A 12,793-nucleotide genomic window follows, 5' to 3' on the forward strand; every position below is an offset into this window, starting at 1 on the left:
CTGGCGCTCAGTATTCGAAAAAGCTCTTCCCGATGAATTCGCGCAGGATCGATTTCGAAGGAACGGCTTCCTCCGGGATGGGAGCGAAAAAGGAAAGGAAGTTCAGCAGCCGGTCCGCTTCGACGTATTCCGCCTGGGCGGGGGTGACGTCGAGGAGGGCGAGTTCGGCGTATTGCTTGAGGACTCCGAGTTCGTAGACCAGGGCCGAGTTGAAGGTGACGTCGGCGTTGTCCTGGAAGGGGAAGATGTTGCGGTTTTCCCCCCGGCGGACCGAGGGCCAGCGGAAGATGCTCTCGGTGGCGTCGCACCCGCGGTATTTCCGGTCCCGGACGATCCGCCGCAGGAACCTGGTATCGGCGGTGAAGACCCGGTTGTGGTCGTCGAGCATGAGCTGGGGGAGGGCGGTTACGTAGATCTTGAACTTGAGTTCTTCCGGGACGGCGTGGGTGAGGCGCGGGTTGAGGCCGTGGATGCCTTCCACGATCAGCACCGAGTCCCGGGAAAGCTGGACGGGGACGTGGGCGTCGTCGCGGCGGGCGCCCCGCTTGAAATCGAAGATCGGGGTCGGCGTCAGCTCGCCCCGCATCAACTGCTGAAGATGCCGGTTGAACAGTTCCAGGTCCAGGGCGTCCAGATCCTCGAAGTCGGGTTCGCCGCTGTCGTCCCGCGGAACCTGGTCCGGGGACTTGTAGTAGTTGTCCATGCTCAGGACGATGGGTTCGAGTCCGTTGACCTGGAGCTGGATGATCAGGCGCTTGGCGAAGGTGGTCTTGCCCGACGACGACGGCCCCGCGATCAGCACCAGCTTGAGGCGTTCCCGGTGGAGGTTGATCTCGTCGGCGATGGCGGCGATCTTTTTTTCGTGCAGCGCTTCCGCGATCGCGATCAGGTGCCGGATGCCGCCGTTGACGCAGAGCCGGTTGACCTGGCCCACGTTCTCGACCTTGAGGATGCGGTTCCAGGAGCGGGTTTCGACGTATTGCTGGAAGAGCTTTTCGTCCTTGAGGGTGAGGCTGAGCTGCCAGTCGCGGGCCCAGCTGGGGAACTTGATCAGTTCCGACTGGCGGGGGAAGCGGAGGATGAAACCGTTTTCGTACGGGGCCAGGGCGAACACCTTGATCGCGCCGGTGGTCGGCGCCATGGGGGCGATGTAGATCTCCCGGTAGTCGCCGCAGCCGACCAGGCAGATTTCGCTCGAATGCAGGTATTGGAGAAGTTCCACCTTGTCCTGGAGGCCCAGGGACTCGTAGTAGGTTTTGGCCTCGTTGTAGGAGACGAAGCTCCGGCGGATAGGGCGGTTCTCGGCGATGATTTCCCGCATCTTCATCGAGATTTTGTTCAGGTCCGGCTTGGTGACCGGCCTCCCCAGGATGAGCTGGAAGTAATAGCCGTTGGCCATGGACTGGCCGATGACGAGCCGGCAGCCCTGGAAGAGTTCCCGCACGGCCTCGATCAGGATCAGGACGGCGGTCCGGCGGTAGATCCCCATCCCGTGAAAGTTGTCGTAATGCACGGGGGTCAGCTCGCAGTCCTGGGTCACCGGGTAATCGGGGTCGACCAGCCGGTTGAAGATAATGGCCCCCAGAGGGGGGTAGGTGGTGGTCTGGGAGATGGAAGCCAGGATGGCGGATACCGTTTCTCCCTTGCGGAACGTGTGGCTCCGGCCCTTGATGGTTACGGTGAGCAGGTTGTTTTCTTGGTTCACGACGGTTCCCGGCGCTGCCGGAGCGCTTAATAGTTGAAGAAGCTTCCCCCGATGAACTCCCTGAGAATGGAAGTGGAAGGGACCTCTTTCTCGGCCAGGGGGGCGAAGAAGGAGAGGAACTGCAGAAGCCGGTCGGCTTCGACGTACTGCCGGTGGGAGGGCGTCACTTCGAGCAGGGCCCGTTCGGCGTATATTTTCAGGACCGATTGCTCGTAGACCAGGGCCGAATTGAACATGACGTCGGCGTTTTCCTGGAAAGGGAAGATGTTGCGGTTTTCGCCCCTGCGGACGGCGGGCCAGAGGCGGATGGTGTCGGCGGCGCTCCAGCCCCGGTAGCGCCGGTCCCGGACGATCCGGCGCAGAAGCCGGGTGTCGGAGGTGAAGATGCGGTTGTGGTCGTCGACGCAGAGCTGGGTGAGGGCGCTGACGTAGATCCGATATTTCATCTGCGCGGGCACGACTTCCGAGACCAGCTCGTTGAGGCCGTGGATCCCCTCCACGATCAGAACGGTGTTCCGGCCCAGGGAGATGGTGACGGGCCCGGGCATCTTCTGCCCTTTCTTGAAATCGAAGACGGGAGGGGCGACCGGTTTGCCCTTCATCAGTTGATTGAGGTGGGAGTTGAAGAGAGCGAGGTCGAGGGCTTCCAGGGCCTCGAAGTCGTATTCCCCGTTGGCGTCCCGGGGGGTGTTTTTGCGGTCCTGGAAGTAGTTGTCCATGCTCAGGGCGATGGGAGAGAAGCCGTTGACCTTGAGGGCGATCATCAGGCGCTTGGCGAACGTGGTCTTCCCCGAGGACGAGGGGCCGGCGATCAGGATCAGTTTGACCTGGTCGCGGCGCCGGGCGATTTCGTCGGCGATGGCCGCGATCTTCTTTTCGTGCAGGGCCTCGGCGACGATGATCATTTCCTGAATGCCGCCCTGGACGATGAGGTCGTTGAGCATGGCCACGTTCTCGACCCCGAGAATGTTGTTCCAATGACGGGTCTCGCGGTAGACGTTGAAGAGCTTGGTCTCCTTCCTGGCGGGGGAGAGCTTCCAACCCTTCCCCTCCATCCAGCTGGGGAACCGCAGCACCATTCCCTCCTGGTAGGGCTCGAGGGAAAAGACCTCGATGGTGCCCGTGGTCGGGGCCAGGGGCCCGGAGTAGAGTTCGAGGAAATCCCCGCAGCTGACCACGCAGATTTCCGAAGTGCGCAGATAGTCCAGGAGTTTCTCCTTGTCCTGGAGCTTCTGGGCCCGGAAATACTCCTTGGCTTCCTCGTAGGGGATGTACTTCTTGGTGAACCTGCGGTCCTTGGCCACGATCTCCCGCATTTTCTTTTCGATGGAGCGGATGTTGTCGCCGGTGAGGGGCCCGTCGAGGTGGAGATCGAAATAGTAGCCGTCGGCGATCGACTGGCCGATCACCAGCCGGGCCTGGGGGTAGAGCTGGTGCACCGCCTCGATCAAGATCAAGGTGGCGCTGCGGCGGTAGATGGCCAGCCCTTCCCGGGAGTGGTAATCGACGCCGCGGATAGTACAATTTTGGTTCAGCTTGTAATCCGGATCGACCAGCCGGTTGTAGAGGATCGCCCCCATATAGGGCAGCGATTTTTTGCGCCGCGCTTTTTCCAGCACCGTTCCCACGGCGGTCCCCTTGGGGAACGCGAGTTTCCGGTTGTTGACGGTGACCGCGATCTGTCTCTTCATGCGCAACTCCCCCCGTTCCGGGGCCGGTGTGGTTTGTAAACAATTACTTCTACCCCGTAATCGCCGCGCGGTCAAGCTTATGTCGGAATCGCCGGGGGGCGGTCTCCGAATTTGCGGGCAAAGCCGGGCGCGGGTTGCTATACTCTGCCGAAAAAGCGCACCGCCGCCGACGGCAAGGAGCCCGGCAATGAACGATACCGGCACAATCAGGATCGCCCCCTCCCTCCTCTCCGCCGATTTTGCCCGTCTGGCCGAAGAACTGGAACGGGTGGAAGCCGCGGGTTGCGAGATCGTCCATCTGGATATCATGGACGGCCATTTCGTTCCCAATATCAGTTTCGGCCCCGGGGTCTGCGCGGCGGTCCGCCGGGCGACCGGGCTGTTTCTCGACGCCCACCTCATGATCGACGACCCCGGTTTCTACCTCCGGGCGTTCGTGGACGCGGGGGTGGACGAGATCACCATCCACCCGGAGATCGAAGGCGATTACCGGCAGGTTCTGGCCGCGATCGCGGCGGCGGGGGTGAAGGCCGGAGTCGCCCTGCGCCCGGCCACCCCGGTGGAGACCGTGAGGGAAACGCTGCCCCTGATCGATCACCTCCTGATCATGAGCGTGGAGCCCGGTTTCGGGGGGCAGGCCTTTCAGGCTTCCAGCCTGGAGAAACTGCGGACCGCCGCCGCCTTGATCGCGGAATCGGGCAGGGATGTGGATCTGGGGATCGACGGCGGCATCAACCCCGCCACCGCGCCGCTCGCGGTCGCGGCCGGCGCCCGGCGTTTGATCGCCGGCAGCGCCGTGTTCGGGGGGAACGTGGAAGAGAACGTCGCCGACCTGCGCGCGGCCGCGGAGGGAAACCGGCAGTAGCCCGACGGGCGCTGGAGAGACACGATGAATCGCGGGTTGGAAGAGTTGGCCGCCCTGGGGCAGAGCGTCTGGCTGGACAGCATCAGCCGGAGCATGATCGAATCCGGGGACCTGGAGCGCCTGATCGACGCCGGGGTGGCGGGAATGACCTCGAACCCGGCGATCTTCAAAGCCGCCATTTCCGACAGCGGCGACTACGATTCCGCTATCCGAACGCTGTCCGGACGGGGAAAAACCGTGGAGCAGATCTACGACGATCTGACCGTGGCCGACATCCAGGCCGCGGCCGACCGGTTTTTGGGGGTGTTTACCCGCACCCTGGGAAACGACGGGTTCGTCAGCCTGGAGATCAACCCCCTCCTGGCCGACGATGCCGCCGCCACGATCAGGGAAGGGAGGCGGCTCTGGGAAAAAGTCTCCCGTCCCAACCTCATGCTCAAGGTGCCCGCCACCGAGGCCGGGTTCGAGGCCGTGGAAGAGCTGGCCGCGGAAGGCAAAAACGTCAACGTCACCCTGATCTTTTCCCGGGAACAGTACCGCCGAGCCGCCGCCGCCTGGAAGCGCGGCGTCGCCCGGCTGAGCGCGCTCGGCGGCGACGCTTCCATCCCCCGGTCGGTGGCCAGCGTTTTCGTCAGCCGGGTGGACACCGAGGTGGATTCCCGGCTTTCCCGGCTGGGGCCGGAAGCCGGGGCGGGGGATCTCGGGGGACGGGCGGCGGTGGCCAACTGCCTCCTGCTCTGGGGGGACTTCACGGCTTCCGCCTCCGACGCTGCTCCGGCGCCGGTTCAGAGGGTTCTCTGGGCTTCCACCGGCACCAAGAATCCGGCCTACGGCGATCTTAAATACGTGGAGGAACTGGCGGGCGGCCCGTCGGTCAACACCATGCCCCCGGCCACCTTCGGAGCCCTGATCGACCACGGCCGTTTCGAAGACCGGCTGGGCCGCGGTCCCGGAGACTCGGCCGAAGTCGTCGAACGCCTGGCGCGGCTGGGCGTCGATATCGACGAAGTCTGCCGGGAACTGCTCTCCGCGGGGCTGGAGGCGTTCAACCTCAGTTTCCGGGCTTTGCTGGCCGGGATCGAAGCCAAGGCGGCCGGGACCTGACCCCGGTCGGGAAGAAAGGAGCGGTTCATGGGTATTCTGTTCGGAACCGACGGAATCAGAGGCCTGGCCAACGCCGGGCCGGTGGTTCCCGAGACCATCGTCCGACTCGGCCGGGCGATCGTCGGAGCCTGTCGCGCCGGTTCGCGTCCTTCTCGGATCCTGGTCGGACGGGACACGCGCCGCAGCGGGACCATGATCGAGAACGCCCTGGCCGCGGGCATCACTTCGGCGGGAGGAGACGTCGTCTCCGCCGGGATCGTCCCCACCCCCGCCGCCGCCTTTCTGGGGCGTGATCGCACCTGCGGCGCCGCCGCGGCCGTCTCCGCTTCCCATAACCCCTACCAGGACAACGGGATCAAGCTGTTTTCCGGCGAAGGCTTCAAGCTCTCCGACGCCGAGGAGCAGGCGATCGAGGCCGCGGTGCTCGACGGGAACGCCGCCGGGCCGCTCCCCACGGGGGCGGGCGTGGGCGTCCGCGAGGAAGACCCCGGAGCTTGCGACCGCTACTGCGCTTTCTGCCGGGGGACCTGGCCCCTGGAGACGGACCTCGAGGGAATAAAACTGGTTCTCGACTGCGGGAACGGCGCCACCTTCAGGTGCGCTCCCGAAGTTTTCCGGGAGCTGGGGGCCGACGTCGTCGTGATCAACGACCGCCCCGACGGCGTCAACATCAACGCCGACTGCGGGTCCCAGTTCACCGCGGGCCTGAAAAAGGCCGTCATCGCCCGCGGCGCGGACGCTGGCCTGGCTTTCGACGGCGACGGGGACCGCCTGATCGCCGTGGACGAGACCGGAACCGAGTTGACCGGGGACCATGCCCTGGTCGTCTGCGCCCGCCTCTACCGGGAGCTGGGGCTTCTGAAGGGCGACCTGGTCGTTTCCACGGTCATGAGCAACTTCGGCCTCGACGAAGCCCTGGGGAAACTGGGGGTCCGCCGGGAGGAGACCGCGGTCGGCGACCGTTACGTGCTGGAAGCCATGCGGGAACGCGGCGCCGTGATCGGGGCCGAAGCCTCGGGCCACATGATCTTTCTCGACCGCCACACCACCGGCGACGGGATCGTTTCCGGGCTTCAGCTCCTGGCCGCCGTCCGCCGTTTCGGAGAGCCGCTCTCCCGGTTGGCGTCGGAGATGCGCATGTTCCCCCAGACCCTCGTCAACGTGGAGGTCTCGCGCAAACCTCCGCTCGAGGAACTGCCCGAGCTGACGGCGGCGGCGGCGGCGGCGGAAGCCGAGCTCGCCGGCCGCGGCCGGGTGCTGATCCGCTATTCCGGCACCCAGAACCTGTGCCGGGTGATGGTCGAGGGCCCGGACCCGGAAAGCACCGAACGGACGGCCCGGAGCCTGGCCCGGTTGGCGGAACGACTGTTGGGCTGAACCGTCTCACCGGCGGCCGGAACCTCCGCCGCCGGGAGGGGAGGAGCGATGCCCCGGCTGGTCAAGGGCGGCAAATTCGTGTACGGCTGGTCGCGGGTGGGCGAGCGGGGAAGCATCGCCGTCCTTCCCGCCGCCGCCGCCGAATACCGCCTCCGGACCGGGGACCCGGTGGTGCTGATTCCCGGCAGCAGGACTTCGGGCGGTTTCGGCGTGGCCAGGCTTCAGGCCCTGCGGCGCTCTCGCCTGGCCGCGGTCCTGCGGGACGGACCAGGGGGGACCCGCTCCTGCTTCCGGACGGTTCTGGACGAAAAAGGGCTGAACGTCCCGGCCGCCGTTCTCGCCCGCTTCGGGGTCCGCCCGGGGGCCCGTCTCCTCCTGGTCCGGGGCAGCGGCCTGGCGTTGGGGTTTATCGTCCGGGGGCCGCTGGTCGAGGAAGCCGCCCGGCACCCCGACCTGGAGTCGCTCGGCTGAACCGGCCGTTCCCGGCCCCGGAGGGCGCAGCCCCCGGGGCCGGAACGGACCCTCAGTTCACCTTGAAGGCGGTGTCGCCGGTTTTGAAGAAAGCCACGATCTGAGCCGCGGCCGCCGTCCCGGCGTTGAAGTTGGCCTCCGCGGACTGGGCCCCCATCTTCTTGGGGGTGAAGAAACAGCGGTTCCCGTCGCAGGAGACGATCTCTTCCCGGTTGCCCGGGGCCACGTCCGAGATATAGCGGAACCCGGGCCGTTCGCGGTAGATCCGGAGCAGGTCGTTTTCGTCGACGATGTCGGCCCGGGCGGTGTTGACCAGGACCGCTCCGTCCTTCATCAGCGAGAGGAGGCCGTAGTCGACCGACCCCTTGGTCTCGGGAAGGGAAGGGACGTGGAGGGAAAGATAGTCGCAGCGGCGGTAGAGTTCTTCCAGGCTCCGCGCCTTCTCGGCGCCGGCCGCCCGGAAGGTCTCCTCCGGGAGGTAGGGGTCGAAAGCCACGATCTTCATCTCGAACCCCCGGCTCGCGATTTCCGCCACCCGGCGGGCGACGTTTCCGAACCCCTGCAGACCCAGCACCTTTCCCCGCAGCTCGGTCCCCGACTTGCCGCTGTAGTTTCCCCGGGCGATCATGATCATCATCCCCAGGGCCAGTTCGGCGACGGCGTTGGCGTTCTGCCCCGGCGTGTTTTCGACCACGATCCCCAGCTCCCGGGCGGTTTCGCAGTCGATGTTGTCGTATCCGGCCCCGGCCCGCACCACGATCTCCAGGTCCTTCCCGGCCTTCAGGACTTCGGCCGTGATCTGGTCGCTGCGGACGATCAGGCCGTTGACGCCCGCCAGGGCCGCCGTCAGCTGGGACGGATCATTGTAGGATTCCAGCGCCTCGGCCTCGCACCCGCCCTCGGCGAGGATGGCGAGGGCGGCGTCGCGGGCTTCGGGGGCAAAAGGTTTGGATGTGGCGATCAGCACTTTCTTCGCCATGGTTTTCGCCTCCTTGCTAGTTCGGGGGTCAGGAATTGTCCGCCTGGAACCGTTTCATGAACGCGATCAGGGCTTCGACTCCCTCGACGGGGAACGCGTTGTAGATCGAGGCCCGGCAACCGCCCACGGAGCGGTGCCCCTTCAAGCCCAGGAACCCGGCGTTCTTGGCTTCGGCCAGGAATTTCTTCTCCAGCTCCTCGCTGGGCAGCCGGAAGGTGACGTTCATGGTCGAACGGTCCTCGGTGGCGGCGGTGCCCCGGTAGTAGCCGCCGGCGTCCATGAAGTCGTAGAGCATGGCGGCCTTGCGGTCGTTGACTTCCTCCATGGCCGCGATGCCCCCCCGCTTTTTCAGCCACTTCAGGACCAACCCCACCATGTAGATGGTGAAGACCGGGGGCGTGTTGTAGTTGGAGTCGTTTTCGGCGTGGGTGGTGTATTTGAGCATCGTCGTCAGGTCGGCCGGGACTTTCTCCAGCAGGTCCTTGCGGATGATGACCACCGTCACCCCGGAGGGCCCGAGGTTCTTCTGGGCGCCGGCGTAGATCATGGCGAAGCGGGAGACGTCGATGACCCGGCTGCAGATCTCCGAGGACATGTCGGCGATCAGGGGAACGTCCCCGGTTTCGGGGAAGTCGTTCCAGCGGATGCCGCCGATGGTTTCGTTGCTGCACAGGTGCACGTACCTGGCTTCGGGGGTGAACTTCAGGTCCCGGGGAATGCGGGAGTAGTTCTCCGCCTTGGAGCTGCCGGCTACGTTCACGGTGCCGAAGAGCTTGGCTTCCTTGATCGCTTTTCCCGCCCAGGCCCCGGTGTCCACGTAGTCGGCGACTCCCCCGCACAGGAAGTTCATGGGGATCATCCCGAACTGAAGGCTGGCTCCGCCCTGGAGGAAGAGGATCGAGTAGTTTTCGGGGATCTCCAGCAGGGTTCTGAGGTCGTTGGCGGTGGTCTCGTTGATTTCGGCGTAGAGGGGGCTGCGGTGGCTGCTTTCCAGCAGGGAGAGGCCGGTGCCGCCGATGTCGAGAAGGTCGTGCCGGGCTTCCTCCAGAACTTCGAGGGGGAGGATGGCCGGTCCCGCGTACAGGTTATGGGGTCGCTTGCCCATGGTTCGCCTCCTGGCGTTTGAAAGGTTGTGTTGGATAAAGGCCCGGGCCTGACTCCCGCCAGGCCCGGGACCGGAAATTCACGTATCGCTCCGGGTTCAGTCGCGCAGAATCTTGCGGTGGGATTCGAGGATGTAGGGGGTGGTGAGGATGATGATCCCCTGGCCTTCGCGGAAATCTTCGAAGACCGCGGTCTGGCCGCTCTCGACGATGCCCTTGGTATTGAGCCGGAATAGGCGCCAGACCTTGGCCCGTTTCACGCCGTCGCGCTCCACGACCGGGAATTCCGGGTATTCGGCGGGGTCGGCCATGAAGGTGGTGGCGACTTCCGAGATCAGGTGGAAAGCGATCCGGTTGTTCTCGATCACCTCGGGCTTGATGGTGAGCCGGGATCCTTCCCAGATCTGGGGAGCGACCGGCTGCCCCGGCCTCCCCGCCGCCACCGGCTGGATTTCCGGCTGGGAGGAGATGACGCTCTGGTCCCCGTTGGCGGTGACCCATTTCCGGCTGAAGAGAACTTCGGCGCTTCCCAGGCTCCGCAGGTAGGCCATGAAGGGCTGAAAGCGGTAGATCCGCAGGGAGCCGAAGGCGGTGTCTTCGTTGACCTCGTCCGGGGTCTTGGTGTCCTCCCAGATCGGCCCGAAGTTGAACTGGTCGACTCGCGTCTCCTCCACGATTTCGAAGTCGGTGTTCTTCTCCCGGCCGGGAGCCACCCGCTTCTGCATGGGGTTGAAATCGAGGCGCCGCGCCGCCCGCTCGCTGAACGGGAACAGGCCGGTGGTGCTTTGCTGGTTGTTGAGGAAAAGCTGGACCAGGTCCCAGTTGATGCCGTCGCGGTTCTCCGGCGCGAGCTTGACCGAGATGATCTTCTGTTCGATGAGGATGGGGATATTGAGGCCTTCCTGGGCCGGGGCGCTCGGGGCCCCCGCCAGCAGGGCGCCAAGAACGGCCGCCGACAGCACTGATGACGTAAAGCGATGACGCATCTCCTCCTCCTTGCTTGATGGCGCGCAGCTTTGGATGTAACCTACAGAACGTTCTTCCCGGGACGACCCGGGACGATTAACGATAGTACGGCCGGGGTGGCCCGGGCAAGGGATTTTTCCTTGAGAAATATCGCATCCATGGCACGGTGGGCGGCGTCGGCGGCGCTCCTGGGGGCGCTGGCCGGTCCCGGCTGTTCCTCGATACCCGCGCGGCCCGACGAGCTCTTTCGCGCCTCCGCCCCCGACCTCCCGCGGCCGCTGCGGGACATATTCCTGGAATCCCTGCGCGTCGTGGTTCTGCTGGAGGATCTCCGGGAGGGGTTCGAGCGGGAGGACATCCGCGCCTACGGGGCCTGTTTCTCCCCCCGCTTCTCCTACTACGAACAGGGGTGGGCCTGGTGGCGGGAGAAGGTGGAACGGGAATATTTCCGGCCCTACGCCGAACTCCGGCTCGATTTCGAAACGGTCGACATCGCCCTGTTCAAGCAGGACGCCTACTTCTGGATCCGGCAGGAAGGCTACGACTGGCTGGGAGGGGAGGCGGGTCGGCGCCCCTTCCGCCGGGACTACCGGATGCTGATCGCGTCCCCCTGGGGCGACGCCGATGTTCTCTTCGGCCCTTCCCCGGCCAGAACGGGGAAAGCGTCCAGGGAGGAAAATTCGCCCCGGATACCCGTCGCGGTCACCTGCCGCGTCGATCCGGAACTGGACGTGACCATGGCCGAAGTGACGGTGCGGGGGACCGTCCGGGGGGCTTCCCCGGGCGGCGGTTTCGAGATGCGCCAGGAACAGATACTGCTCCTGGAGAAAGACGCGGGCCGCTGGAGCATAGTGTCGGTCCGCTGAATTCGAAAACGGTCGAACGGGAGGGACGCCGTGAAGAACGAAGGGACGCTCGAACTGATCCGGGGCGACATCGTCCGCCAGGAGACCGCGGCGATCGTCAACGCCGCCAACTCCTCGCTGCTGGGGGGAGGGGGGGTGGACGGCGCCATTCACCGCGCCGCCGGCCCGCGGCTCCTGGAAGCCTGCCGGGCGCTGCCCGAGGCGCGCCCCGGGGTGCGCTGCCCCCCCGGGGAGGCCCGGATAACCCCGGGGTTCGATCTGCCGGCCGCGTTCGTCATCCACACCGTCGGGCCCGTCTACCGGGACGGCACGTCGGGCGAGGACGAAATCCTGGCCTCCGCCTACCGCAGCAGCCTCGACCTGGCCCTGGAGCGGGGGCTCGCCTCGGTCTCCTTCCCCTCGATCGGCACCGGGGCGTACCGCTACCCGGTCCCCGCCGCCGCCCGGGTCGCGCTGGGCGCGGTGCTCGGCTTCCTCGGGGAAACGGAGGGGCTGGAGCTGGTTCGGTTCGTGCTCTTTTCGGAAAGGGACCTGGACGCCTACCGCCAAGCCTTCGAGGAACTGACCGGACTGGGGGAAGCATAGGGCAGAGAGCAGAGAGCATAGGGGGGAAGAGGGTTCAGGGTTCGGGGTTCAGGGGGGGAGAGGAGCGCCGAGCGCAAGGTGCCGGGCGTAAAACCCCTCCGCCTCGCCCCCATACAGGGGCCGGGGGAGGAACTCAAGAATCAGTATTCGGTAGCCCCCCGCCGCGCCCCCCGAAGGTCCGTTCACGGACATAGCCGTTTCAATCACGAATACTGCATAACCCTACCCGAGCGGAAGGCTCATATCCGATCCTTGGGGAAAAAGAAAAAGGATTGATGGTCTTGACTTTCGGTGCAGAAAGTCATAGATTAACTTTAGAGGTGAATCATGAGATTTCCTATCTTCGATGATTTGGGGATCGAATCCATCGACTTCGATCACATTTTGATTTCATTTTTGCCGGACAGAGATAAAGAGGGGAACAAATTCAGCAATAAAGCATGGGAAACCGGAGCGTTAAAACTGCAGGCTGAACTTTTCCGGGGAGCTACTTCCTATCCTCGGACGATTCCTTCGAGGGGATCTTACAGAACTTCAGAAGGAAAAATCATCTTGGAAGATACCAAGGCCGTTCTTTCATGCGTGAAGAAAGAAGAACTTACACCGGAAGCTTTAAAAAAATTCTCCGATTTCTTGAAAGAATTCGGCCAAAAGACCAACCAGGAAACGGTAGCGTTCGCTTTAGATGATCAAATGCATTACATCGACTTTGAGTAAAAGAGGGGGATAAATCATGAACAAGAGAGTCTATTCGCCAAAACAAATTAAGGAGATTACCGGTGCCTCCCGCCATGAGGATATCAAAATACCCTTTTATTACGCTCCGCCGTTTCTGGACATGCTGAAGGATGAACTTTTGCACAAATTACGGTCCAGTGGCGGTCGTCCGACCATCCCCGAATGGGACGTGATCCGTAAGATCCGGTTCTCGGAAGAGTCCTGGAAGAAGCTGGAAAAAGTGTCCGACGAGTGGAGCAAATCGGGGCAAACGGTAAGTCCGGGACAGGTAGCTTCAGTTTTTCTCCAGGCTTGTCTTTCCCGCTCTAAGTAATATTCAAAGCGGGATCTCAATTCGGATGCA

At 64.2% G+C, this 12,793-nt stretch carries 13 protein-coding genes; 8 read left to right on the forward strand and 5 right to left on the reverse strand.

From position 1 onward, the window contains the following. Positions 1-7: 7 nt before the first annotated feature. Positions 8-1,705 (reverse strand): nucleoside kinase, encoded by a 1,698-nt coding sequence (locus PLZ73_02330; protein ID HOO76704.1) that lies wholly within the window; start codon positions 1,703-1,705, stop codon positions 8-10. A 26-nt stretch (positions 1,706-1,731) separates the two neighbouring features. Beyond that, positions 1,732-3,396: a nucleoside kinase gene (locus PLZ73_02335; protein HOO76705.1), complete on the reverse strand. Its 1,665-nt coding sequence runs from the start codon at positions 3,394-3,396 to the stop codon at positions 1,732-1,734. Positions 3,397-3,583: 187 nt separating this feature from the next. Here PLZ73_02335 and rpe point away from each other — a divergent pair, with 187 nt between their 5' ends. The 4 genes from rpe to PLZ73_02355 are packed head-to-tail and all read left to right on the forward strand — an operon-like array spanning position 3,584 to position 7,213. Then, complete coding sequence (gene rpe / locus PLZ73_02340; protein HOO76706.1) at positions 3,584-4,261, forward strand: ribulose-phosphate 3-epimerase; 678 nt, start codon at positions 3,584-3,586, stop codon at positions 4,259-4,261. A gap of 24 nt (positions 4,262-4,285) precedes the next feature. Further along, positions 4,286-5,365: a transaldolase gene (gene tal, locus PLZ73_02345; GenBank protein HOO76707.1), complete on the forward strand. Its 1,080-nt coding sequence runs from the start codon at positions 4,286-4,288 to the stop codon at positions 5,363-5,365. A 27-nt stretch (positions 5,366-5,392) separates the two neighbouring features. After that, positions 5,393-6,742: a phosphoglucosamine mutase gene (gene glmM / locus PLZ73_02350; GenBank protein ID HOO76708.1), complete on the forward strand. Its 1,350-nt coding sequence runs from the start codon at positions 5,393-5,395 to the stop codon at positions 6,740-6,742. 48 nt (positions 6,743-6,790) lie between these two features. Then, positions 6,791-7,213, forward strand: a complete 423-nt coding sequence (locus PLZ73_02355; protein HOO76709.1) for a hypothetical protein — start codon at positions 6,791-6,793, stop codon at positions 7,211-7,213. Between the two features lie 52 nt (positions 7,214-7,265). Here the strand turns inward: PLZ73_02355 and PLZ73_02360 are convergent, their stop codons facing one another. The 3 genes from PLZ73_02360 to PLZ73_02370 all read right to left on the reverse strand — a co-directional run bounded on the left by PLZ73_02360 (position 7,266) and on the right by PLZ73_02370 (position 10,281). Continuing rightward, positions 7,266-8,192, reverse strand: a complete 927-nt coding sequence (locus PLZ73_02360) for an NAD(P)-dependent oxidoreductase (GenBank protein HOO76710.1) — start codon at positions 8,190-8,192, stop codon at positions 7,266-7,268. A gap of 28 nt (positions 8,193-8,220) precedes the next feature. After that, positions 8,221-9,297, reverse strand: a complete 1,077-nt coding sequence (gene serC, locus PLZ73_02365) for a 3-phosphoserine/phosphohydroxythreonine transaminase (GenBank protein ID HOO76711.1) — start codon at positions 9,295-9,297, stop codon at positions 8,221-8,223. A 96-nt stretch (positions 9,298-9,393) separates the two neighbouring features. Continuing rightward, positions 9,394-10,281 (reverse strand): hypothetical protein, encoded by an 888-nt coding sequence (locus PLZ73_02370; protein HOO76712.1) that lies wholly within the window; start codon positions 10,279-10,281, stop codon positions 9,394-9,396. A 120-nt stretch (positions 10,282-10,401) separates the two neighbouring features. On the opposite strand from PLZ73_02370, the gene PLZ73_02375 reads away from it, so the two are divergent. From PLZ73_02375 to PLZ73_02390, 4 genes are all read left to right on the forward strand, one after another. Beyond that, entirely contained in the window at positions 10,402-11,127 is a 726-nt protein-coding gene (locus PLZ73_02375) for a hypothetical protein (protein HOO76713.1), read from the forward strand. Between the two features lie 30 nt (positions 11,128-11,157). After that, entirely contained in the window at positions 11,158-11,712 is a 555-nt protein-coding gene (locus PLZ73_02380) for an O-acetyl-ADP-ribose deacetylase (protein HOO76714.1), read from the forward strand. A 327-nt stretch (positions 11,713-12,039) separates the two neighbouring features. Continuing rightward, the gene (locus PLZ73_02385; protein ID HOO76715.1) at positions 12,040-12,429 is read left to right on the forward strand and encodes a hypothetical protein; all 390 of its coding nucleotides are present in this window, start codon (positions 12,040-12,042) and stop codon (positions 12,427-12,429) included. A 16-nt stretch (positions 12,430-12,445) separates the two neighbouring features. Further along, positions 12,446-12,763: a hypothetical protein gene (locus PLZ73_02390; GenBank protein ID HOO76716.1), complete on the forward strand. Its 318-nt coding sequence runs from the start codon at positions 12,446-12,448 to the stop codon at positions 12,761-12,763. The last annotated feature ends 30 nt before the right edge of the window (positions 12,764-12,793 follow it).

The sequence above is a fragment of the bacterium genome, from assembly GCA_035380285.1.
Lineage (GTDB): Bacteria > Auribacterota > Erginobacteria > Erginobacterales > DAOSXE01 > DAOSXE01.

What these genes read in the sequence shown, in the direction of transcription:
- tal (HOO76707.1), top strand. Translation starts at nt 4,286, where the DNA reads ATGAATCGCGGGTTGGAAGAGTTGGCCGCCCTGGGGCAGAGCGTCTGG.
- PLZ73_02385 (HOO76715.1), top strand. Translation starts at nt 12,040, where the DNA reads ATGAGATTTCCTATCTTCGATGATTTGGGGATCGAATCCATCGACTTC.
- rpe (HOO76706.1), top strand. Translation starts at nt 3,584, where the DNA reads ATGAACGATACCGGCACAATCAGGATCGCCCCCTCCCTCCTCTCCGCC.
- serC (HOO76711.1), bottom strand. Translation starts at nt 9,297, where the DNA reads ATGGGCAAGCGACCCCATAACCTGTACGCGGGACCGGCCATCCTCCCC.
- PLZ73_02355 (HOO76709.1), top strand. Translation starts at nt 6,791, where the DNA reads ATGCCCCGGCTGGTCAAGGGCGGCAAATTCGTGTACGGCTGGTCGCGG.
- PLZ73_02390 (HOO76716.1), top strand. Translation starts at nt 12,446, where the DNA reads ATGAACAAGAGAGTCTATTCGCCAAAACAAATTAAGGAGATTACCGGT.
- PLZ73_02335 (HOO76705.1), bottom strand. Translation starts at nt 3,396, where the DNA reads ATGAAGAGACAGATCGCGGTCACCGTCAACAACCGGAAACTCGCGTTC.
- PLZ73_02370 (HOO76712.1), bottom strand. Translation starts at nt 10,281, where the DNA reads ATGCGTCATCGCTTTACGTCATCAGTGCTGTCGGCGGCCGTTCTTGGC.
- glmM (HOO76708.1), top strand. Translation starts at nt 5,393, where the DNA reads ATGGGTATTCTGTTCGGAACCGACGGAATCAGAGGCCTGGCCAACGCC.
- PLZ73_02360 (HOO76710.1), bottom strand. Translation starts at nt 8,192, where the DNA reads ATGGCGAAGAAAGTGCTGATCGCCACATCCAAACCTTTTGCCCCCGAA.